This window comes from Cognataquiflexum nitidum (genome assembly GCF_022538055.1).
Classification (GTDB): domain Bacteria; phylum Bacteroidota; class Bacteroidia; order Cytophagales; family Cyclobacteriaceae; genus Cognataquiflexum; species Cognataquiflexum nitidum.
On record NZ_JAKZAM010000006.1, the window covers coordinates 18,371 to 42,026 of the forward strand.

General features: G+C 42.1%; 22 protein-coding genes. 5 read left to right on the forward strand and 17 right to left on the reverse strand.

The annotated features are described in order from the left end of the window. Positions 1–98: 98 nt before the first annotated feature. From MMU07_RS05390 to MMU07_RS05405, 4 genes are all read right to left on the reverse strand, one after another. Positions 99–2,534, reverse strand: coding sequence for a TonB-dependent receptor (locus tag MMU07_RS05390; protein WP_241124817.1), 2,436 nt, complete (start codon positions 2,532–2,534; stop codon positions 99–101). A 218-nt stretch (positions 2,535–2,752) separates the two neighbouring features. Beyond that, the gene (locus MMU07_RS05395; protein ID WP_241124818.1) at positions 2,753–3,358 is read right to left on the reverse strand and encodes a superoxide dismutase; all 606 of its coding nucleotides are present in this window, start codon (positions 3,356–3,358) and stop codon (positions 2,753–2,755) included. A gap of 105 nt (positions 3,359–3,463) precedes the next feature. After that, the gene (locus MMU07_RS05400) at positions 3,464–3,907 is read right to left on the reverse strand and encodes a nucleoside deaminase (RefSeq protein WP_241124819.1); all 444 of its coding nucleotides are present in this window, start codon (positions 3,905–3,907) and stop codon (positions 3,464–3,466) included. A 77-nt stretch (positions 3,908–3,984) separates the two neighbouring features. After that, a complete protein-coding gene (locus MMU07_RS05405; RefSeq protein ID WP_241124820.1) occupies positions 3,985–5,115 on the reverse strand; it encodes a hypothetical protein in 1,131 nt (376 codons plus the stop codon). Between the two features lie 327 nt (positions 5,116–5,442). Between MMU07_RS05405 and MMU07_RS05410 the strand changes: the two genes are divergently transcribed. Then, entirely contained in the window at positions 5,443–6,618 is a 1,176-nt protein-coding gene (locus tag MMU07_RS05410; RefSeq protein ID WP_241124821.1) for a Na/Pi symporter, read from the forward strand. Between the two features lie 13 nt (positions 6,619–6,631). On the opposite strand, the gene deoC is transcribed toward MMU07_RS05410, so the two are convergent. Then, entirely contained in the window at positions 6,632–7,294 is a 663-nt protein-coding gene (gene deoC / locus MMU07_RS05415) for a deoxyribose-phosphate aldolase (RefSeq protein ID WP_241124822.1), read from the reverse strand. Positions 7,295–7,298: 4 nt separating this feature from the next. After that, positions 7,299–8,510 (reverse strand): NAD(P)-dependent oxidoreductase, encoded by a 1,212-nt coding sequence (locus MMU07_RS05420; protein WP_241124823.1) that lies wholly within the window; start codon positions 8,508–8,510, stop codon positions 7,299–7,301. A gap of 145 nt (positions 8,511–8,655) precedes the next feature. On the opposite strand from MMU07_RS05420, the gene MMU07_RS05425 reads away from it, so the two are divergent. Then, the gene (locus MMU07_RS05425) at positions 8,656–9,252 is read left to right on the forward strand and encodes a methyltransferase family protein (protein WP_241124824.1); all 597 of its coding nucleotides are present in this window, start codon (positions 8,656–8,658) and stop codon (positions 9,250–9,252) included. Between the two features lie 52 nt (positions 9,253–9,304). Here MMU07_RS05425 and atpG read toward each other — a convergent pair whose 3' ends face one another. The 10 genes from atpG to MMU07_RS05475 all read right to left on the reverse strand — a co-directional run bounded on the left by atpG (position 9,305) and on the right by MMU07_RS05475 (position 16,286). Continuing rightward, the gene (gene atpG / locus MMU07_RS05430; RefSeq protein ID WP_241124825.1) at positions 9,305–10,183 is read right to left on the reverse strand and encodes an ATP synthase F1 subunit gamma; all 879 of its coding nucleotides are present in this window, start codon (positions 10,181–10,183) and stop codon (positions 9,305–9,307) included. Between the two features lie 76 nt (positions 10,184–10,259). After that, on the reverse strand, positions 10,260–11,840 hold the full coding sequence (gene atpA / locus MMU07_RS05435) for a F0F1 ATP synthase subunit alpha (protein WP_241124826.1): 1,581 nt from the start codon (positions 11,838–11,840) through the stop codon (positions 10,260–10,262). A 31-nt stretch (positions 11,841–11,871) separates the two neighbouring features. Continuing rightward, positions 11,872–12,432 carry an ATP synthase F1 subunit delta gene (gene atpH / locus MMU07_RS05440; protein WP_241124827.1) on the reverse strand — a complete coding sequence of 187 codons (561 nt, stop codon included), beginning with the start codon at positions 12,430–12,432 and terminating at the stop codon, positions 11,872–11,874. 1 nt (position 12,433) lies between these two features. Continuing rightward, complete coding sequence (atpF, locus tag MMU07_RS05445; RefSeq protein WP_241124828.1) at positions 12,434–12,928, reverse strand: F0F1 ATP synthase subunit B; 495 nt, start codon at positions 12,926–12,928, stop codon at positions 12,434–12,436. Between the two features lie 86 nt (positions 12,929–13,014). Beyond that, entirely contained in the window at positions 13,015–13,269 is a 255-nt protein-coding gene (gene atpE, locus MMU07_RS05450; RefSeq protein WP_241124829.1) for an ATP synthase F0 subunit C, read from the reverse strand. A gap of 38 nt (positions 13,270–13,307) precedes the next feature. Next, complete coding sequence (gene atpB / locus MMU07_RS05455; protein ID WP_241124830.1) at positions 13,308–14,333, reverse strand: F0F1 ATP synthase subunit A; 1,026 nt, start codon at positions 14,331–14,333, stop codon at positions 13,308–13,310. An 18-nt stretch (positions 14,334–14,351) separates the two neighbouring features. Next, complete coding sequence (locus tag MMU07_RS05460; RefSeq protein ID WP_241124831.1) at positions 14,352–14,738, reverse strand: hypothetical protein; 387 nt, start codon at positions 14,736–14,738, stop codon at positions 14,352–14,354. 24 nt (positions 14,739–14,762) lie between these two features. Then, a complete protein-coding gene (locus MMU07_RS05465; protein ID WP_241124832.1) occupies positions 14,763–15,023 on the reverse strand; it encodes an AtpZ/AtpI family protein in 261 nt (86 codons plus the stop codon). Next, entirely contained in the window at positions 14,983–15,411 is a 429-nt protein-coding gene (locus tag MMU07_RS05470) for a bactofilin family protein (protein WP_241124833.1), read from the reverse strand. Before MMU07_RS05470 ends, MMU07_RS05465 begins: the two co-directional genes overlap by 41 nt. A gap of 2 nt (positions 15,412–15,413) precedes the next feature. Beyond that, a complete protein-coding gene (locus MMU07_RS05475) occupies positions 15,414–16,286 on the reverse strand; it encodes a M23 family metallopeptidase (protein ID WP_241124834.1) in 873 nt (290 codons plus the stop codon). A gap of 107 nt (positions 16,287–16,393) precedes the next feature. Here MMU07_RS05475 and porW point away from each other — a divergent pair, with 107 nt between their 5' ends. Together porW and MMU07_RS05485 are read left to right on the forward strand one after the other, a co-directional pair. Next, positions 16,394–19,021, forward strand: coding sequence for a type IX secretion system periplasmic lipoprotein PorW/SprE (gene porW, locus MMU07_RS05480; RefSeq protein WP_241124835.1), 2,628 nt, complete (start codon positions 16,394–16,396; stop codon positions 19,019–19,021). A 180-nt stretch (positions 19,022–19,201) separates the two neighbouring features. Continuing rightward, a complete protein-coding gene (locus MMU07_RS05485) occupies positions 19,202–21,478 on the forward strand; it encodes a penicillin-binding protein 1A (protein ID WP_418884504.1) in 2,277 nt (758 codons plus the stop codon). Here the strand turns inward: MMU07_RS05485 and MMU07_RS05490 are convergent. After that, the gene (locus MMU07_RS05490; RefSeq protein ID WP_241124836.1) at positions 21,475–21,630 is read right to left on the reverse strand and encodes a hypothetical protein; all 156 of its coding nucleotides are present in this window, start codon (positions 21,628–21,630) and stop codon (positions 21,475–21,477) included. The genes MMU07_RS05485 and MMU07_RS05490 overlap by 4 nt on opposite strands. A 150-nt stretch (positions 21,631–21,780) precedes the next feature. Here MMU07_RS05490 and uvrC point away from each other — a divergent pair, with 150 nt between their 5' ends. Further along, on the forward strand, positions 21,781–23,619 hold the full coding sequence (gene uvrC / locus MMU07_RS05495; protein WP_241124837.1) for an excinuclease ABC subunit UvrC: 1,839 nt from the start codon (positions 21,781–21,783) through the stop codon (positions 23,617–23,619). Positions 23,620–23,656 lie beyond the last annotated feature (37 nt).

Below are 23,656 nucleotides of genomic sequence, written 5' to 3' on the forward strand. Positions count from 1 at the left end.
TTTTGATATAAATGGTTCTTTTAAGACCTTAAGTTACTTGAAGAAATCCAATTAAACCCAAAAACCCCATACCAAATCGGTACAGGGTTTGGGATTGTTTAATTATCCAACCTGTTTCTTTCTTCTGTGCTGCCGCTTCTGTTGGAGATTTTGAAATTCTCTCCTTTGGCAAACTTATACCTCAAGGTAAATCTTACACCCTGATTGCTTCTATATTGCTGGAATTTGGTGTCAATATTATCAAATGCCACTGCGGCATTGATGACCTGAGTTCGGAAAAGATCCGTTCCGTTGACCGTGATACTTAGCTTGTCTTTCATCAGGTTTTTTGAAATTCCTGCATCTACCCATCCAAATCCCTTGATGGCAGCTTGGCCATATTGGGAAGGGCCGATATACATGGCCATCAACTCTCCCCTAAATCCCGCAGGCAAGTTGAAGGTATGCTGCGTCCTGAGGGTCAGGGAAGTTTGCGAAACATCTAGCAATGCATCTCCGATCATGGATTTCCAGCGGGCATTGTTTACCTGTACCATGTTGCTGGTATTCCACCATTTCCTGATTTCTACCGGAATCATTGCCCTGAAATTCCAGTTTTGGGATTTATCCAGATTGGCTGTGTAGGTGGTTGTGGTTCTTGTTTCCTCATCCTGAGTGAATATTTGTTGGAACACATCTGTGGTCAAAGAATATCCCAAAGTAAATTGGTACTGGCCTTTGACGACATGGTTCATTTCGAGGTTGTTAGAGTATTGTGGTCTGAGGTGAGGATTTCCCTGCTCGGTAGTCAGGGGATCGATATAGAAGACGAAAGGATTGAGCAAGCGGTAATTTGGTCTATTGATCCTTCTGTTGGCATTGTAGATGATTTGGTAATTTTTGCTTACTTCTTGCTGTACAAATAGACTTGGGAATAGGTCTAAGTAGTTTTGCTTATCTACTCTTTCCAAGGTTACTGAGTTTCCGGTGATGTCGGAATATTCTGTTCTCAAACCTACCTGATAGCTCACTTTCTCAGAAAATTTGCTTTTGTAAGTGGCATAGGCAGCGAGGACATTTTCTTCATAAATGAATTTGTTGGAATTGGGATCCTGTTCAAAAGGCTCTTCTTCAACTGCTTTGCTGAGGTCGAGGTCATTATCTGATTTGACCCAACTCCCTTTGAGCCCTGTTTCCAAAACCCTCCCTTTGCCAAGGGGTCTGGTAAAATCAACTTTTGCGGTGAAGATGTTATAATCCATCTCATTGAGCGTAAAGATATAGTCTCTGGCAGCCGTTGGCTCATTGTCATTGATCCATCTATTGTTTGAAAGCAAAGAACTGGAATTGGATATCATTTTGGTATAATCCACGTCGGTGGTAAATTTTGTCCCAAGTGTATCTAAAAGACCCACATAATGGAAGTTTCCGAAAATCCTTTTGTTATTGCTTTCACCGTCATTGTTTGACCTTAGAAAGAAGAGGTCTTCTGTTCCAGGATTGTTGATTTCGGTATATGACTTGCCATCATTTTCACCATTGTAATCAGAAGCCTGTATATTGATGCCCACGCTGTGTTTGTCATTGATCTCATAATCTGTCCCACCGTTGAAAAAGAGGCTTTTGTTGATTGTAGTAATTTGACTGCTTTGGTCAAAGTTTGAGATTCCTTCTTCCAACCGGAAGTTTCTATTGATACTGATATCGTTTAAGAAATTGAATTCATTGTAATTTAAGTTGGCCGTATTGGTCCATTTTCCTTTTTTCACATTCAATGCGATTCCTGCATTGGGTCCGAAAATACCATTGTACATGCCACCGGTCTGAATATTCCCAAAGATGCCATCTAGGTTATTTTTTTTCAACCTGATATTGATCAGCCCGGCAGTACCCTCGGCATCAAATTTTGAAGTAGGGTTATTGATGATTTCTATACTTTTGATATTGTCAGCCGGCATGGACCGGAGGAAGTTGGCAAGGTCATTAGCAGACATATAGGTCTGACGGTCATTGATCATGACAGTCACACCCGGACGCCCGTTGAGGTTGATATTGTCATTTTCATCGACATACACACCGGGAGATCTTCCGATTACATCTAGGGCGGTATTTCCATCTGCCATAACAGTGCCTTCGACATTGATGGTGGTCTTGTCCGCTTCGACAATGATGTCGGGTCTAGTGGACCTTACAGTGACTTCTTCAAGGTTTCCTGCTTCTTCCGTTAAGGCGATTGCTCCGAATTCTTTGTTGGTTCCCACCTTGATTTCAAATTCTTCTGATTTGAAAGTTTCAAAACCTATGGAAGATACCACAAGCTGTACTTTTCCGGATCTAGCCGTTTCAATGAGAAATTCACCTGAGTCGCCTGTCACGGCTCCTGTGATCAAGGTCCCTGTCTGCGCTTCCACAAGTGCAACATTGACAAATGGAAGTGATTCTCCTTTTTGACCCTTAACCTGTCCGGTTATGAGGGCGACATCTTTTGCTGCAAGGTTGCTTAATCCCAAAAAGAAGAAAAAGAAGACTGTAAAAATCTGAATTGAAATTTTCATTGTAATTGGTTGGTTTAGTTTTCTTATGCTGTACCAACCTTATTGAAAAATGAATGCCAATAACCAGAAAAAACATTAATACACTGATTTTCAATTAGTTAAAATATATCTACAATGCCATACCTGTACAGTACCGTACACAAAGATCGTTCGATAGGAGTACAAAAAAAGCCTTGGAAGGTTAGTTCCAAGGCTTTATTTTTATTTGGACTTTATCATTATTTTGCCGCAGCGTATCTTTTTGCCACTTCCTCCCAGTTGATTACATTCCAGAAAGCAGCTACATAGTCAGGTCTTCTGTTTTGATAATTCAGGTAATAGGCATGTTCCCATACATCAAGACCAAGGATTGGGGTTCCAGGGCATTCGGTCACATCCATCAATGGATTGTCCTGATTTGGAGATGAACATACACAAAGTTCCTTTTTGGTATCCACACAAAGCCAAGCCCATCCTGAACCAAAACGGGTCGCGGCAGCTTTGGCAAACTCTTCTTTGAATTTGTCAAAAGAGCCGAATTTTGCGTCGATGGCAGCACCGATTTCTCCTGAAGGATTTCCTCCACCATTAGGTTTCATGATGGTCCAAAACAGGCTGTGGTTATAATGTCCCCCCCCGTTATTTCTAACAGCAGCATTACTACCTGCTACTTTCATCAATTCTTCGATGCTCTTGTTTTCCAGGTCAGTTCCTGTAATAGCATTGTTAAGGTTAGTAACGTAAGCATTGTGGTGCTTACCATGGTGGATTTCCATGGTTTTGGTGTCGACATGCGGCTCAAGCGCATTGAAATCATAAGGAAGTTTTGGAAGTTCAAAAGCCATTATTATAAAGGTTTATGGTTAAACATAAATTGTGAAATTCAATAGTCTCGTACCTAGGATCAACCAAATTGGATTTAAAAAGGTTCTAAAAAGCCTTAAAATCGGTCAATTTCTTAATTTTTTGAAGAATTTATCTAAAAGTTCCTTGGATTCTTCTGCCATAAGTCCATTTGTCACCTTTGTTTTGGGATGCAAAAGGTCTTCAGTTAATCTTGAAAATCCTCTTTTTGGGTCGGAAGCTCCATAATGAAGCTCACCTAACTGTGCCCAAAAACAAGCTCCTGCACACATGGCACAAGGCTCGAGGGTTACATACATTTTGCATTCTGTCAGGTATTTTGCACCCAAGGCGTTTGCGGCGGCAGTGATTGCCAGGATTTCTGCATGGGCAGTCACATCGGTGAGTTTTTCGGTTTGGTTATAGGCTTTGGCAATAATTTTATTTCTGCACACAATGATGGCCCCTACGGGAATTTCGCCATCCTCAAAAGCAAGTTTGGCGAGTTTCATTGCTTCATTCATAAAGTATGCATCTGTATATAGTTCCATTTTTATGCTTTATTCAAAAATAAAAATGGCGTAGATTTATTTCAAAACCTACGCCATTACTTTGCTATTTGAATTATTTACCTGAAGTAATCAAATACCTCATTTCTTACTCCTTCATTGATGATCAATGCCATGACCAAAGATACAAGCAAGCCTATACCTGCTTTGGTGAGGTCTTTTCTGGTCAGGTACAAGGCCTGCATGATATTTAATTTTCTTTTTTCAAGTTTTTTGGATTTTGCCAAAGCGATGGCTATTTCCCTTCCACCCAATAAACCGATGAAAACCCAGGTTGTACTCATTGGGATATTGTTGGCCATTTTGAAATAGAATAAGATAATCGCATAAACCAAGTCAACTAAAGTAGCAGCTCTTACATCAGTTACCCTGGTTTTTTCATTGACCACTGACTGAATCCTGTCTCCTTTCATATAGAACAAAAATCCCAAGCCAATGAAAATAAAACCGGCAAAAGCGATGAATTCCCAGACATTCAAACTCCTTGGAAGAAAAACTGCAATATTGGCGGCATCCTGCATGATCCAAACTCCCCAAAGAATACCCGAGGTGATCCACTGTAGGACGGACCAATATGGTTTGGGTTTTCCTTTAAGGTATGTCTCTACAAATTTTTCAAGAATAAACCATACCGCAATTGCCAAGGTAAATGCAAGCAAGTAACCGATAAAAGACTTCTTCGTCACGTCTACGATTGTTCCTGCTTTATAGGTAAAGACATTCAATAACAAGAACGTGGTAGAAACGGGCATCCTCAATCTAGTCATGACCAAAAGTACGATCGGTGCCGCAAGTTGGAGGAATACAAAACTTTCCGGGGCTTTTTCCAATCCCGGTACCATTAATCTCTGGTAGCTGACGTCACCGTTATAAGTAAACCAGCTGTAAGTGACCACAGCCAAAAAAATCAACCCCATAAATAACCAAAGCCAGTACCACTTTCGATTCTGGTTGGAAGCAATGAATGTTCCGATAGTCTGAATGCTGTCATTGGCAATCGCAGAATAGGCCGCCAAGATAAACCCAAACCACATGGCCCAATATGTATAAGGAGAAATGACTCCTGCTATGGAAATTAATATACAAATTGTGACTAAAAATGTTCTTTCTTTCTTTGTAAAATCAAAAAGTGAATAGGCTGCTTTGGACAGGGCATCCTGATTTATATTTTGGTCTTTAAGCTTAGCCATGTTGGATATGGGTGAAAGATTTTTTCCGCTGCAAATTTAAAGAAGTTTATTTGGTGTCAATATTAACAAATTGTTAAGCAAGGCTACACTTTAAAGTCATATATTTGCTTTATATTTTTAAAAATGGCCATGTTTCAGACTCAAATTACTTGATATAGGTCAAAAGAACAAAAAGGGCTACATTTTTTTGTATGGGTGAAGATTTGATTCCAAAAAATTTATTGTTAACAAAATATTCATCCTAAAAGCCGTTTTATTAATTTGCTTTACTTTTATTTTGCACCTAAATTAAAGGGAATTAACCCCTTAATGAGGGGTTTTATATAAATGACCGAACTCAGAGAAGCTAATCAAAAGTCCAACAAAGGATTGATAGTATTTCAAATGCTGTTGGCATTTGTTCTTTTTATGTTTTCTATTGATTTGCTGACCATGTCCATGGTCAAGTTAAACAATAACTTGGCCGAGGAACTTTTTCAGGCCACCAATAACCCATTTGTAGGACTTTTTGTAGGATTATTGATTACTGCATTGGTGCAGAGCAGTTCCATGGTCACATCCATGATTGTAGCGGTAGTGGCCTCAGGAAACCTGACTTTGATGCAGGCTGTCCCATTGGTCATGGGTGCAAATGTCGGGACTACCTTGACAAGTACCTTAGTGGCCTTCTCCTACATTATGAAAAAAGGGGAATTCAAGAGAGCACTTACTGCCGGTGTGGCACATGATATTTTCAATATACTTACTGTAATGATTCTATTTCCTTTGGAAATTTATCTTGGTTTTTTGAGTCGGTCAGCCTCATTTTTGACCAATACATTTTTTGATGCTAATACGGAGTTTACAGGTGAATATACTTACAATGTGTTGTTTACCCGTCCATTAACGACCTGGCTGGTAGATTTCCTCAACAGTCCCATCATTGGTTTGATACTTTCTATTTTGCTTGTTTTCTTCTCCATAAAATTCTTGTCTGACACGGTATTTAGAACTTTTATTTCTACCAATTTTGAAAAAGTAAGCCGACAGATGTTCAAATTGCCCTATGTTTCTTTTATGTATGGGTTATTTTTCACTGCTGCGGTCCAATCAAGTACTGTTACGACTTCTTTGATCGTGCCTGCAGTAGCCAATAGGAAAGTTTCTCTTTCCAAAGTTTTTCCATTTATTATTGGGGCTAACCTTGGTACCACCATTACAGCCGTCATTGCTTCTATTTACAAGACTGAAGCAGCTATCAGCATCGCCATTGTACATATTCTGTTTAATTTCTTCGGGGCTTTGGTATTTTTGCCTTTTCCGGGACTCAGAAACATTCCTGTCAAGCTGGCCACATTTCTGGGGGATCAATCTATAAAAAGAAAATTTGTTGGTGTTGCTTATATCCTGCTGACCTTTTTTATCATTCCTTTTATTCTGATCTACTTCAATCAGGATGACAGTAGGGCCGGTAAAGATCAAGAATCAAATGTACCCCCCAAAACAGAACGTTATGTGGAGTAAATTCATATAAAAATTATTCCCTTGCTGATTGGACTATCTGTACACCGGAACTAGTTCCTAGCCTATCTGCACCGGCCCTTATCAGCCCCATTGCCTGTTCAAATGTTTTTATTCCCCCACTTGCTTTGATACCCACGGTACTTGGAAGGTTTTCCCGCATCAATTTGATGTGTTCTTCCTTGGCTCCTTCCGGAGCAAATCCTGTGGAGGTCTTTACATAATCGACTCCAGCATCTGCGCAGATTTGACAAGCCTGAATGATCTCAGAATGGCTGAGGTAAGCAGTTTCTAAGATAACTTTTAGTATTCTATCTTGGTCATGGCAGACCTGCGAAAGCTTCGCCAGCTCTATCTTTGGCCAGTTCATTCCAGCCTTGAAAGCCGAAAGAGACCAAACAACATCTATCTCATCTGCCCCCATTTTGATGAGTTGTTCTGTTTCGAATATTTTTGTCTCGGTGAGGTTATACCCTAAAGGAAAACCCACGACAGAAACCAATTGAATGTCTGCATCACCAATTTCCCTTTTGGCTTTTTTCACCCAAAAAGGAGGAACGCACACGCCCACAAATCCAAATTCTTTTGCCTCTTGGATGAGTTTCTCAATATCTGCATCTACTGTTTGGGCTTTTAAAACAGTTTGTTCAATGTATTTTTCTATTTTAATAAGGCTCATTTGGTTACTCTTGAGGTGTATTTATATATTGTTTCAAAAAAATAAATTCTATTGTCAGGTCACCTTCTTTTGCAATGGTCGCTTGATCCAAAATCCTGGATTGACCTTTCAATAATTCTGGAATTAAATGTTGCATCAACTGTTTGCCAAAATCTTCGGAGGCGTTTCTTGGGAGTTCTGTCGGCAGATTGTCTATGGCCATGACGGATATGCTCGTCTGTTTACCAAATGCAGGTAAAACCTCAAAAGTATCCCTGTCTATATCGTAAATGGGATCAAGAATTGAGCTTGGTTTTAGTGTGGTCGGTATCGACCCATTGATATCACAGGTGATATCTGCTACCACTGAGATGCTGAATTCCTCAGAGCGGATATCTTCCATTTCAAATAATTTTGGTGCCCGGGGATCCCAATAGGAAGCTGCCATTAGGATATCACTTACTTCAGCAAATTTTAGAAAATGGCTCTCATATTTGTCCGGGGAAGAATAAAATTCCTGTCTTTCATATCCTCCATCAGTTTTTCTCCTATAATATTCCTCTGTGGAAAGTACGGAGAAAACCGGCTCATCAAAATAATGCTGCAACAATTCTTTGGCTCCTACCTGCCTGATGCCAACAAGTTGTAATATTTCCACGACCCCTTTACCCACTCTGCCTGTTCCGGTTACCACTATTTTGATAGGAGGCAATTGAACTTTGCCTAGTTCCTGCTGGAGCTCTTCTTTGTCAAAGCAATCCATAGCCCTTTTTAAATCAAAAAGTCCAGACTTTTTGCCATATGCCCACAGTCCGTTGTATGCGCCTACAATCCCTGCCCAATGGCCAAAAGCCACCGTACGGTTTCCATTTTCATCCTTTAAGACTTCATAATCCATCAGGGTAATGTTTTTTTCCAATACAGTCTGAAGCAACTTCCTGTTATGGACCTGCTCTTTGATGGTATGGGAAAAGAAAATATACGTTTTATCAGAAATCAATTGGGCGACAGGTACTTCTTTGACCCCCATCAGCAAATCACAAAATGAAATGTCACCAACCACTTCGATGCCTTCCTGTATATATTCTTCGTCAGAAAAACACCTGAAGGGACTGGATTCGACATAAAAGGAAAGGGTATCTTTGTACAATTCAGATAAATGTGACAGTTGTTTGGGGGTAAAAGGAACCCTCCTGTCAGTTGGAACTTTGCCTTCTTTGATTAAGCCTATCTTCATGAAATCGGGATAATTATGTGCTAAAGTTTATTTTTTTTGACAGATCAGGGTTTCTTCATAAGGAAGGGACAATTCTCCACACCTCAACCGGAAGAACTTTCTTTTTGTCAATAGAAATGGGATATTCGTAAAAAAAGTCGATGTCATGCCTTATCTGATTTTGGTTATCCTTTGGGTTTTGTTTTATTACCAGCATTCTCTGCTTGCAAGCCTGAATATAAAAAGAAAAATCAAAGGATGGATGGGAGGCCATTACATATGGTACCGTTTGCTGTATACCATTTTTTCTACAGTATTCATTTTTGGCATTTTGGTCTACAGTTCATCATTGGATCAGTATGATATCTTGGTCAAAACCCCTACTTCCACCTACTTGGGCTATATGCTTGCGAGTTTTGGCACCATCATCATTGTAAAATCATTCAAATCCTTTAGCAAGAAAAAATTTATTGGCCTGGAACCCCATGATGATTTGATATATCGGGAGGAATTTGTCCAAGCCGGCCTTCATTCCTACATGCGGCATCCCATTTATTCGGGTACGATATTGATATTTTTGGGGTTTTTCTTTTTTGAGCCTACCATCAGCTCAATCGTCCATTTGGCCATGTTGTTTGTTTACCTTCCGTTTGGGATTTACTTTGAAGAAAAGAAACTTATAGAAATATACGGCTCCAAGTACGTCCAATACAAAAAGGAGGTCGCATCCCTAATTCCTATTTTAAAGAAGAAAGTGCATTAAACAAAAAAGCCACCTTCAGGTGGCTTAAATAGGGTATTATTGCTAGCTATTTTTAACTTCCTTCAAGGGCATTTGCTCCAGCCACGATTTCGAGAATCTCGTTTGTGATGGCAGCCTGACGATTCCTGTTGTACATCAACTTCAATTCTTTGAGCAATTCATTGGCATTTTCAGTTGCTTTGTCCATGGAAGTCATCCTTGCGCCATGCTCCGAAGCATTGCTGTCCAAAACAGCCTTATAAAACTGTGTTTTCAAAGCCGTAGGAACCAAGTCCCGAATGACATATTCTTTGGAAGGTTCAAGGATATAATCAGTAGATGCTGTTTTTCCCTTGGAGGTAAGGTCTTTTACTCCTCCCATCGGAAGGAACTGCTCCACGGTGATGTCTTGGGTAGCCACGTTTCTGAAATGGTTATATACCAATACAACTCTATCAAATTGCTTTGAAAGAAAACCATTCATGGCATATTCTGCTATAACCCTTACTTCATCGTACTTCACATCGGAAAATACCTCGTAAAAATCGGTTTTGGCGTTATAGTTTCTCCTGGTGAAAAACTCGAAAGCCTTTTTTCCTAGAGGAAGGATGGTCACATTTTTACCTTTGTACTCTTTTTCAACGAGGCTTACGGTTGCCTTCATGATGTTGGAGTTAAAGGCACCGCACAATCCTTTGTCAGAGGTCATAGACACAACAAGCACATTTTGAACAGCTCTTTGCTCAGCAAAAGCAATTTCAAGTTCACCGCCCATGGCAGACACTACTTCGTCGAGGATCGAGGTCAGTTTTTGGGAGTATGGACGCATTTTGATGATCCTGTCCTGTGCCCTTCTCAGCTTTGCCGCCGCGACCATTTTCATGGCTTTGGTGATTTGCTGGGTGGAGCTTACCGAGGTGATCCTTTGCTTTACTTCCTTAAGGTTGGCCATATTATTCTTTTATCAGAAAAGAAACTTTAAAGAACCAAGAAGGCAGCTGCGCTCTTGGTCCTTATTGTTGATTCAATTATAGTTTAGCGAATTTCGCAGAAAGGTCCTTTGCAGCACGCTCAAGGATTTTTCCGGCTGCATCGATGTCATTTTTAAGGATGAGTTCCAATGCCTCAGGATGGCTGCTCTTCAACAAGTTGTAGAATTCTTTCTCAAACTGTCTTGCGTTTTCCGGCGCAATACTATCCATGAAACCTTTAGTAGAAACATAAATGATCGCCACCTGAAGCTCCACAGGTACAGGAGCATATTGAGGTTGCTTCAGGATTTCCTGATTTCTTCTACCTCTTTCGATGGTTCTTTTGGTACTCGCATCTAGGTCAGAACCAAATTTGGAGAAAGCTTCCAATTCACGAAATTGAGCTTGGTCAAGCTTCAATGTCCCGGCTACTTTCTTCATGGATTTGATCTGTGCGTTACCACCCACACGGGATACCGAGATACCTACGTTGATAGCAGGACGGATACCGGAGTTGAAAAGGTTGGACTCCAAGAAGATCTGACCGTCAGTGATAGAGATCACGTTGGTAGGGATATAGGCAGAAACGTCTCCTGCCTGGGTTTCAATGATAGGAAGTGCTGTCAAAGAACCGCCACCCTTCACCAAATGCTTGATGGATTCAGGAAGGTCATTCATCTGACTTGCAATCTTATCCGAGTTGTTGATTTTTGCTGCTCTTTCGAGAAGTCTTGAGTGAAGGTAAAATACGTCGCCCGGATATGCTTCACGCCCCGGAGGTCTTCTAAGAAGCAAAGAAACTTCCCTATAAGCTACTGCTTGCTTGGACAAATCATCATAAATAATCAATGCAGGACGACCTGTATCTCGGATAAACTCACCGATACATGCGCCTGTAAACGGAGCAAAGAACTGCATAGGCGCAGGATCAGAAGCAGCCGCAGATACTACTACCGAGTAGGGAAGTGCACCGCCTTTTTCCAAAGCAGAAACAATACCTGCCACTGTAGAGGCCTTCTGTCCGATGGCCACGTAGATACAAAATACCGGTTCTCCTTTTTCGTAATATTCCCTTTGGTTTAGGATTGTATCAATGGCCACAGCGGTCTTACCAGTCTGACGGTCACCGATGATCAACTCACGCTGACCTCTTCCGATAGGAATCATGGAGTCAATAGCCTTGATACCTGTCTGAAGCGGTTCGTTTACAGGCTGACGGTAGATAACACCCGGCGCTTTACGCTCCAAAGGCATTTCATAAAGGTCTCCCGTCAATGGACCTTTGCCATCGATAGGATTACCCAAAGTATCTACTACACGGCCCAACATGCCATCACCGACTTTGATAGAGGCAATCTTTTTAGTTCTCTTGACATTGTCACCTTCTTTGACAAGTTTGGAATCACCGAAAAGTACAGCACCGACATTGTCTTCCTCTAGGTTGAGGACCATTGCCTTAAGACCGTTGTCAAATTCCAATAATTCACCGGCCTGAGCTTTGGTTAGTCCATAGATTCGGGCTACCCCATCACCTACTTGGAGGACGGTTCCCACTTCTTCAAGTTCAGTATCAGTCTTGGCGTTTGAGAGTTGCTCTCTCAAAATAGCCGAAACTTCATCAGGTCTTATTTGTGCCATTATATTTTTATTAAAATGTTTTCTTTGATTTTTAGTATAGTTTCACGAAATACCGTTGGGCAAATTTCATTCTAGCTTTTCTCAGCTTACCGCTAAGTGAGTCATCCCATAGCTTGTCATTGACTTTGAGAACAAATCCACCGATAAGGCTTTTGTCAATTTTTTCGACGAGTTCAATTTTCTGAAGACCGGAAATTTCCTTTACTATTTCAATGATTTCTTTTCTCAAGTCTTCAGTCAAAGGCAGAGTAACCGTTACTTCGGCTACCTGTATCCCATTGTATTCATTGTATTGCTTCTGAAATTCTTGCGCTGTTGTAATCAGGACATTTGACCTGTTCTTTCTGGTGACAAGGTCAAAGAAGCTCATGGTGATGTGGTGGGCACCTTTGCCCAACAGACCTTTAAGAATATTGAATTTTTTGTCATAGGTGACAATGGGACTGTTCAATGCCAGCCCAAGTTCTCTATTCTGCTCTGCAATGGAAAGCAATCCTTTCATGTCTCCCATTACTGCCTCAAGCGCATTTTTCTCGACCGAAAGTTCGAGAAGGGATTTGGCATATCGGGAGGCAACTCTTATGTTTGACATATTAGTTTAACTTAATGTCCTTAACCAATTCTTCCACAAGTTTTTGTTGGGCTGCATCCTCTGCGAAATTTCTCTTGAGGAGTTTTTCAGCAACAGCAAGAGAAAGAATCCCAACCTGTACTTTGATATCTTCTATAGCCGCTGACTTTTCTGTTTCGATCGTGGCTTTTGCATTCTCAATCATTTTTGCACCTTCAAGTTGGGCCTTTTCTTTTGCCTCCTCTATCATTTGCTTGGCAGCTTCCGATGCCTTGAGAAGCATGGTATCTCTCTCAATTTTGGCTTCGTGGATGATTCTCTCATTTTCAGCCTTTAGGTTAGCCATTTCATTTCTTGCTATTTCAGCAGACTTTAGGGCATCATCTATGATTTTTTCTCTCTCATCCAATGCAGCAAGTATGGGCTTCCATGCAAATTTTGTGAGAAGAAATAATACGATCAAAAACCCAAGTGCCGACCAGAATACCAATCCCAATCCAGGTGTAATAAGTCCCATATTGATTTATTTTATATGAATAACAGTGCTTGTTCAATTAATCAAAAGGAAGGGATTGGCCTAGCGCCAATCCCTCTTCTTTTTTTTTAGAAAGTGTACTCTCCCAAAGCAATAAGTAGACAAACTACCACCGCAAACAGGGAAACCACCTCAATAAGAGCAGCGATGATCAACATGGCAGTCTGGATTTTTCCAGCTGCTTCAGGCTGACGGGCAATGCCCTCCATAGCTTGTCCACCGATTCTACCGATACCTAGACCTGCGCCTATCGCAACAATTCCAGCACCGATACCAGCACCCATCAGTGCAAATCCGGCAGTTAATAAGATTGAAGTTAACATACGTGTTTGATTTATAAATTGAACAAAGTAATTACTGATTAATGATGATCTTCCTCTGCAACCGCCGTACCTACATACATAGCAGTAAACAGGGTAAATACATAGGCCTGAATGGTTGCAACCAAGATTTCAATAAAATTGATAAATACAAGCATAACTGTACTTGCCACTCCGACTGCAAGGGATTCAAAGACAAATATCAAGGCAATGAAACTCAAGATAACGATGTGTCCTGCTGTGATCGCCACAAAAAGACGGACAACAAGAGAGGCAGGCTTAGTTAAGATACCAAATATCTCTACAGGTACTATTATTGGCAGTAGCAATACCGGTACTCCCGGAGGCATAAATATATGCTTCCAATACCCTTTGTTGCCGTTGAAAACTGTCAAAATCAAAGTGAAAACACCCAGAGTCAAAGTGAAAGCAATATTTCCTGTCAGGTTACCTGCTTCGGGAAACAAACCTACGAGGTTACCCACCCAGATAAAAAAGAAAAGTGTCAATAAATACGGAGTAAATCTTCTGTAATGCTTGTGACCGATCTGAGTCAATGCGATTTCATCTCTGACAAATATGACAATGGGTTCTATGAAAGACGCAATTCCTTTAGGTGCAGTACCAGGCAGCCTTTTGTAATGATTTGCAGTAGAAATCATCAAGTAGAGCAGTATCGCAATAATGATGAACATCATCATTACATTTTTGGTAATCGAAAAGTCATAAAATGTCCTTAACTCATCAAGAGCATGTAGGTCATAATTTTCATCTATATAATACCCACCGACACCGTAATCTTTTCCGAATTTGTGGGTTTCATGGTTCTGAAAATCCGAGGATAAAAAGAACTCCAATCCCTGGTCAGGAGAATAAATTATTACCGGTAAAGGGAGCGTTACATGTGTATGGCCAATAGTAGCAAAATGCCACTCGTAATTGTCCATGACGTGAGGAATAAGAAATCCAGTCTTGCTCTCACCGTCTCCGGCTGCTTGAACAGAATTTGAAAAACCTAGCCAAAATATTGACAATAAAATACTTAGGCAAAGAAATTTACGGACCATCAAATGATTTTTTAATACCTACTTCGAATTTGGGCGCAAATTAGCTAGAAGCATGTAGATATCAAACAATAAGTAAAAGAAATAAATGATAAAGAAATTGACCACAAACAGAATTAAATTCTCAACCCTGAGGAACAACATGATCGCAACGAAACCGGTACTTGCCAAAAACCGAATACCTATTGCTCCCAACAAGATATTGACAGAATTTTCTTTGCTGATCTCTAAGAGATAATGGGTAAACATTCCGGTAAGCCAAGTCAATAAAACAAAAAACGAAAGAATCGTCCAAAGACTTTCATGAACCCATTCAGGTTTGATATATTCCTGAAGGAGGTAAAATACGCCCCCAATTAGGAGTGAAAAAAGAAGCAGCTTGACTGTTAGAATTTTGATGGCCTTCATAGAAACCGATTTGAGCCCGCAAAGCTAATTATTTTTGCGGTTTCCTTCGGATTTATCATCGTTTTTGAGATTGACATACAGGTGGTAAAAAGAAACCACAACTGATAGTAAGCAAAAAAGTAAAATCCAGACAGGAAACTTCATCTCACTTTTTTGCTGAAGGTACCATCCAAACCATGTCCCGGCCCCGATAAAAACAAAAAGCTGAAAAGAAAGACCGATATATTTTAAATATAAGGGCGGGTCAGATGGACTGTAACTGTTTTTGGGGCGTGTCTTCGGCATCAGTGTTTTTGGATACAACCATTCCTTTGGCTACCATCTGACATTTGCCATTGAAAACAGCACCGTTTTCAACAATCAGTTTTTGTGTGGTGATGTTGCCCATAATGACAGCCGTCTTTGTAAGATAAAGCGTGCCTGAACAAAAAACTTCCCCATCTATTTTTCCGGAGATTTCTGCTTCAGGCGCAGTGATATTTCCTTTGATCAAAGCAGAATCCCCTACCACGATTTTGGTTTTTGATTCAACCAATCCTTCAAGTTGACCCTCTATACGGATATTTCCGGCTGCGGTAATGTCTCCGGTAATTTTGGTTTCCCTGGATATGACATTTGTAGAACTGACCATGTCTGCTACCGATTTTTTTTCTTCTGTCTTGTTGTTGAACATAGCTAATCAAAAGTAATAAATTCCTGAGGATTAAGGGGTGAACCTTTGTACCATAATTCGAAATGAAGGTGCTGCCCTGTGGTAAGTTCTCCTGTATTTCCGATGATGGAGATGATTTCCCCGGCACGGACAATGTCCCCAACTTTTTTCAAAATTACCGAATTATGTTTATAAATTGAAATCAATTCATTCGAATGTTGGACGCTGAGAATGTATCCGGTATCTAGTGTCCAAGAAGCCAAAATGACTGTTCCATCTGCAATGGCCTTGACCGGTTCGTTTTCTTTGGCCACAATATCCACTCCAAAGTGGTCATCTTGGGGATCAAATACAGCTGTCAATACGCCTTTGATAGGAGTAAAGAAAAAAGTCTCCGCAAAAGAATTGCCTGAAATCTCTAAGGGACTTGAGCTTTCCATGGGCGCGCTTTTGAATTCATCAAGGATACTCAGCGTAGCATCACTTGGTCTGAAATCAGCCGGCTTTGAAATGCCCGAATTGGGCATGGCTGCAGCGGATTCCTCCAAATCCGCGGTATCAATCCCACCGTCTCCGCTGATAATCCCTTGGATATTGGCAAGATAGGCATCTTTTTGACTGACTGCCACAGACAAGGAATCCACAATATCTGATAACATCAAGATCTTGGCGGTGTTTTCGGTCTCCATATATACCGGGTCAAACCATTGTCTCAGGATCGTTCTTGTCAAAACAAGGGAAATAAAAAAAATCATGGACAGGGAAAGGACACCTACGATGATTATCCGGGAAAATGACACATTAAAAGATCCCAAAACAGAAAAATCCTGTTTTTTCCTGATGACGATGAGGTATTTTTCAGTCAGCCAGTTTCTTATTTTCGTTCTTAAACTCAATCTTGTATCTTTTGTATGAAAGCTGTAAAAATATAATATTATTCCGAAGCGTTTATTAATTTACACCAATTCAAGTAATTTCGACGTTCTAAGCCTTTGGCTCACTCATGAATAGAATCGTATTTCTTCTCTTCTTTCTTTTTTCCATAGGACTGCTGTCGTGTTCTTCCGAGAGGAATACCTTCACCAACAGGTTGTTTCATAATACAACGGCGCGATACAACGCCTATTATTATGCTGATACCAAAATCAGTGAACTTGAAGCCGGTATCGCCAAAAACCACAGGGAGGATTTCAGTCAGGTACTTCCGGTATTTTATACCATTGACAGTACATTTATAGATTCCAATAAAGAATTGCTCGGTGAAGTGAGGTCCTTTGCTTCCAAGGCTGTCGATTGGCACAGGATTTCCAAATGGGTAGGTCCAAGTTATTTCCTGATCGGAATGGCGGATTATTACGAAGCCAAATTTGACGATGCTTCCAATACATTCAAATACCTCAATGTCAACGGTAAGAAAAAAGACATCCGCCACCGGAGCCTGATCCAGCTGATGCGCTTGTTTACTGACCTCGAAAACTTTGACGATGCGGCATATGTGATTGATTTTCTTTCCAAAGAATCAGGGATCAGTTCGGAAAACAAATTTTTGCTCTACAAAACCTTGGCCTATTATTACCACAATAGGGGTGAACTGAACGGTAAAATCGGTGCTTTGGACAAGTCACTCGGCTATACCAAAGACAAAAAAGAAAAATCTCGGATCAATTTTATTCTCGGACAGCTTTACCAAAGGGAAGGAATCGACGCTTTGGCCTATGATTATTACATGAAATCCGTCAAGGGGAATCCCCCCTATGAGAGGGCTTTCTTTGCACAGCTGTATGCACAGCAAGTAGCCGAGCTGAATCAAACCAAAGACATAGACAAAGTCAGAAATTACTTTGATGGACTCTACAAAGACAGCAAAAACAAAGACCTGAAAGACGTCATCCTTTTCGAAAAAGCAAATTTTGAACTCAAGCAGGGAGACATCGAAGCCGCAGAGAGCCTTTTGATCAGGGCAGCCAAAGAGGAAAGCCAAAACCCAATCCAAAAAGGCTATATCTACGAAAAACTTGCCATGGTCAATTTTGACAAAAAAAATGATTTCAGGGCAGCAAAGTTTTACCTCGACAGTGCTTTGGTCAATTTCCGCCCTACAGATCCCCTTTTTCAGAACATTACCGCCAGAAAGGAAATCTTAGACAAATACGTTTTTCATTATGATATTGTCACCAAAAATGACAGCCTTCTGTTACTTGCTGACCTGAGTTTGGAAGCCCAAACACTGATCGCGGAAAATTTTATCAAACAGGAAGAGGAACGACTCCTCAGGGAAGCAGCCGCAAAAGATGTGCAAAAACCTTCCAGTATTTTCGACAACCTGTTGGCCTTTGGAGGCAGGGGAGGCAGTGGAGAATCTTTCTATTTTAATAATTCTGTTGCCATTCAGCAAGGTTCTATTGATTTCAACAGGAATTGGGGTAACAGGCCACTACAGGACAATTGGAGGAGAACAAGCCAAAACTTCCAGACCTCCTCTACCCGTCCTGCAGAGGTGACCACCACGTCGGATACAACTTCCGCAGGAGAAAATCCCATATTGTCAGGAATTCCGACCACCGAAGAGCTGCTTTCAAAAATCCCAAGCAATCCCGATCAGATCAGTGAAATGAAAGTGGAATTGGAACGCTCGTACTTTGAGTTGGGTAAGATTTTGTTTTTTGACTTCAAAAATCCTGTAATCAGCATTGAAAATCTAGAAAGTCTGATCACGAAGTATCCCAATACCATCAAAAAACCCGAGGCATATTATATCCTTTACTTGGCAAACAAAGAAACAGGAGGCAATACTGACATTTTTGCGCAGCGGCTCAACAGGGAGTTCCCGGATTCACCGTTTACCATGTCAGTCAATAATCCCGACCAGGCTTCCGGCAATGTGGCTTTCCTCGAAACTTCCCGAAACTACAAGCGGGCCTATGAATTGTATCACACAGGCCAATACGCAGATGCAAAGTCATTGATAAGGTCTACACTCGAATCTCATCCCCTGACAGCCAATACTGACAGACTGCTCCTTTTGGACATCATGGTCACCGGCAAGACAGAAGATATATCAAGGTATCAAGAGAGGCTGGAAAACTATATCCAGACCACCGAGGACGAAGGACTCGCAGAAATGGCAAGAAATATGCTTGGTGCATTTAAGGTGGATGAAGAACAAACCGAAGCGGAAGTTTCCGAAGAAAGCGAAACTGAAGTGCAGGAAGAAGCCCTCGCCGATGAAGGACCTGAAGAAGAGGAAGCAGAAGCCGAGTCACCTTACAAAAATAATCCTAACCAAACCCATATATTTGTAATCGTCTTGGGTGCTGATAAATCAGGGGAATCCAAAAACCTCCTTGCTGATTTGGAAGGTTTTCACAATGAAAACTTCAAAGGATCAAGACTGCGGACCGGAAACATGAACCTGAGTAGGGAAAATACGATTTTCATTGTCAGTCCATTTATCTCCGCCCAAAAAGGAATCGAATACAGAGAAAAATTCATGGAAGGATTTAACAATGCATCCATGACCGATGAAGACAAAGCCAATTGTTTCCTGATTTCGATAGAAAATTTCCAAGAACTTAACAAAAGGAAAAATCTGGACGAATACCGGGATTTCTACACCAACACCTATTACTGATTATGTTTATCCACAATGATTCCGGTAATTTAATTACCAAATATAGAATATGGCTGGGAACCGGGATGTCCCGTTCATCCGTCTTCGGTCTTCCGTCCCATTTGTAGAATAACAAAGGATTACCGGCAAAATAGCATATATCCACAATAATCAATCGCAGTACCAAATACCTGAACATAGATGACCCAAAAAATAATTAAATATATCTGGATGGTTTTTGCAGCGGGACTCTTGGGTTTCGTTTTGTTTGTCTGGGCAGTAAGCGGTAACTTCCTCGGACTTTTCGGAGAATTGCCCGATTTCAAAGAACTTGAAAATCCCCAAAGTGAACTTGCCTCCGAATTGTATTCCTCGGATGGGGTATTGCTCGGCAACTATTTCAGGGAAAACAGAAGCCCCGTAAGCTACAATGAACTGTCCACCAATCTGGTCAACGCACTCATTGCCACTGAAGACGTAAGGTTTGAGGACCACTCGGGAATCGACTTCCAGAGTATGGCCAGGGTATTGTTCAAGTCCATCATCCTGAGGCAAGGCGCAGGGGGGGGAAGCACACTCAGCCAACAGACTGCCAAAAACCTCTTCAAAACCAGAAATCTTGAATCCCAAGGGATATTGAGCAGGATTCCCGGGCTGAGGATGCTCATCATCAAAACCAAAGAATGGATCGTAGCGGCCAAGCTGGAAAAGTCATATACCAAAGAAGAAATCCTCACCTTGTACCTCAACACTTCTGAGTTTGGCAGCAATGCCTACGGAATCAAAACCGCGGCAAAAACTTTCTTCAACAAAGAACCCATAGACCTCAATATCCAGGAATCAGCCACATTGGTGGGACTTTTCAAAGCACCTTCCTTTTATAGCCCTGTCTTCAACCCTGACAATTCCCTGAGAAGAAGGAATACTGTGCTGGGACAGATGGAAAAGTATAATTACCTCACAGAGGCTGAATATGATTCCATTTCCCAGATTCCGATTGAGTTGGATTATCGGGTCGGCAACCAAAACCAAGGTTTGGCCACCTACTTCAGGGAAGTAATCAAAGCTGACCTGATCAAATGGACCAAGGAAAACCTCAAATCAGACGGCACTCCTTATGATTTGTTTGGTGACGGTCTGAGAATCTACACCACCATTGACAGCCGCATGCAGCGGTATGCCGAAGAATCTGTCGATGAACACATGCGCGAGTTGCAGAAGAAGTTTGAAAAGGAAATGGGTACCCGCGCACCATGGATCGACAGCAACGGAAAGGTCATCCCCGGTTTCCTAGAGACTGCCGTCAAGCGGACTGATGCTTATCGAAATTTGGAAAAAAGGTACGGTTCGGGTGCTGATTCCATCGATATCAAACTGAATGAGAAAAAGAAAATGAGGATATTCTCCTGGGAAAAAGGAGAAATCGATACCCTGATGAGTACTATGGATTCCATGAGTCATTACAAAAAACACCTGCAGACCGGCTTTGTCTCCATGGATCCGCATACCGGACATATCAAGGCTTGGGTGGGTGGTATCAACCATAAATACTTCAAGTTTGACCATGTCAAGCAAAGCAAAAGACAGCCTGGCTCAACTTTTAAGGCCTTTGTCTATGCTGCAGCCATCGAAAACGGCTACAGCCCTTGCTACACGGTCATCGATCAACCTGTAGAAATCAATACACCGGGACAGCCTACATGGAGTCCAAACAATGCCGATGGAAAATTCTCCTACGAAAAGATGACAATCCGTCTGGCGATGGCCCAGTCCATCAACTCGGTTACGGCCTTTATGATGAAGAAACTCGGACCAAAAGTCGTCGTCGAAACCGCCCACCGTCTTGGTATCACTTCAGACCTCGAAGAAGTCCCCGCGCTTTCTTTAGGTACTTCTGATGTATCGGTGTATGAAATGGTCGGCGCTATGGGCACTTTTGTCAACAAGGGAGAGCATATTACTCCATTCTACATTGACAGGATTGAGGACAAAAACGGCAATTTATTGCAGCAATTTACCCCTAAGAAAAAACCTGCCATGAGCGAGGAGCATGCTTACCTGATGGTGTACATGCTTAGAGGCGGATTTGAAGAATCAAGGGGAACTTCCCAAGGAGTATCCTGGACCCTGAGAGATGAGGGGAATGAATTGGCCGGGAAAACGGGTACCACGCAAAATGCCTCAGATGGCTGGTACATCGGGATGAGCAAAGACCTTGTGTCAGGAGCTTGGGTCGGTGGGGATGATAGGGCGATCCACTTCAGAAGTTGGGTCAGTGGTCAGGGCGGTCAGACAGCGAGACCGATTTGGGTCAAGTACATGTCAAAAGTCTATGCCGATCCAACCTTAGAATATACCAAAGGCCCATTCCCAAGACCGGAAAGACCGCTGAGCATCGAGATCGATTGTGACAAATACGAATTGGAAAACAGCCGTTTCACGGATTTTGATTACGATCAGAAGAAGAATGATTTTTAGTCCATGGTTGATAGTCCATAGTCCATGGTTGAAAGTCGACAGACCACAGTCGACAGTCCATAGCCGCGGCAATTGAACTTCAATCCGAGTTTGATTTGGTTGGGGCTGTAAGAGGGAAGAAACATGCTGTTTTTTTCTTTTTCCAATTTCATGCTTACTCACCTCACCATAGAATGGATAAGTTGAAAATCAGTTCATGACACTATGGACTATGGTCTGTCAACTATTGTCTCTTAGAGAAAAACCATTTCTAGAAAATAAATTCAGCCTTTCACAGGGCTGTTTTTTTTATATTTGCACCCATGCAGGCATCCTCCTACCTCGTTGAAGACTACCATTCCCTTCCGGATCTGCCGGGAGTGTACAAGTATTTCAATGCCGAAAATGAACTGATTTATGTAGGCAAGGCCAAGAGCCTGAAGAAAAGAGTGGCTAGCTATTTTGTCAAAACCCTCGGCATCAATTACAAAACCAAAAGGATGGTGAAGGAGATCCGAAAGATCGAAATCACCATCGTGGACACAGAGTTTGATGCCCTGCTGCTGGAAAATAACCTGATCAAAAAGATCCAGCCCAAGTACAACATCATGCTCAAGGATGACAAGACCTATCCTTACCTCCTGCTGACCAATGAGCCTTTTCCCCGCTTATTTCCCACCCGGAGAATGATCCCCGGAAGGGGAACGTACTTCGGGCCTTTTGCCAGTGTCAAAGGGATGAACAATGTTCTCGAACTGATCCGCAGCATCTTTACCATCCGCACCTGCCGCCTCGACCTGAGTCCGCACAAGATCAAAGAAAAGAAGTACAAGGTCTGTCTCGAGTACCATATCGGCAATTGCCTTGGGCCCTGCGAAGGACTGCAGGTGGAATCCGATTACATGAAGGAGGTCGAGCAGGCCAAGCATATCCTCAAGGGAAATCTGGGCGTGCCCAAAATCCACTTCAAAAAGAAAATGCAGGAGGCTGCGGAAAGTTTGGCTTTTGAAAGGGCACACTATTTCAAAAACAAACTCGAACTCCTCGAAAAATACCAAGCCAAGTCCATGGTCGCCAATCCCGCCATCCACGACCTCGACGTCTTTGGGATAGAGTCGGATGAGAAATCTGCCTATGTCAACTTCCTCAAAATCAAAAACGGCGCCGTCATCCTCACCAAAACCGTCGAGCTCAAAAAGAAACTGGATGAAACGGACGGAGAACTGCTTCTGACGGCCATCATCCGCCTTAGGGACCAATTCAACTCCGAGTCACTGGAAATTATCGCCAATATTCCCCTGGAAGAGGAATTTGAAGGACTGAACTTTGCCGTCCCAAAAATCGGGGACAAAAAGAAACTCGTAGAACTCTCCCTCAAAAACGCCAAGTACTATAAAAAGGAAAAGCTTTTGGCTTCAGGTGAAGTGCAGGACAAAAAAAACCGCGTGCTCCGGCAGCTGCAATCGGACCTTTCTCTCAAGGAACTCCCGGTCACGATCGAGTGCTTTGACAACTCCAATATCCAAGGTACAAATCCCGTGGCAAGTATGGTCTGCTTTATCAACGGCAAGCCCGCCAACAAAGAATACCGACACTTCCATATCAAGACCGTCACCGGTGCCAATGACTTTGCGAGTATGAAGGAGGTCGTGGGCAGAAGGTATGAACGGATCCTCGAGGAGGCAAAACCACTTCCCAACCTGATCGTGGTTGATGGGGGAAAGGGCCAACTTTCTTCCGCCGTGGAAGCGCTGAAGGAACTCGGCATCTATGGTCAGGTACCGATCATCGGCATCGCCAAAAGGCTGGAGGAAATCTACTTTCCCGATGACAACTACCCGCTGCATATCGACAAAAAATCCGAATCCCTGCGTCTGATCCAAAAGATCCGGGACGAAGCACACCGCTTTGCGATCACCTTTCACCGTCAGGTCCGCAGCAAAAACGCCTTCAACACCAAGCTGACCGACATCGAGGGCATCGGCGAGAACACCGCCAACAAACTACTGAAGCACTTCCGCTCCTTCAAAAAAATCCAGGAAGCCGATATCGAAGCCCTTGCCGAAGTGGTCGGCAAAGACAAAGCCGAGAGGGTTTATTTGGCGGTGAGGCCGGAGGGGGGTCAGGATGAGGGGGAGTCAAGCTCCATAGGTGACAGATAGTTATTTAGTTTTCTTCGATTAACGCATCAACTTGGAT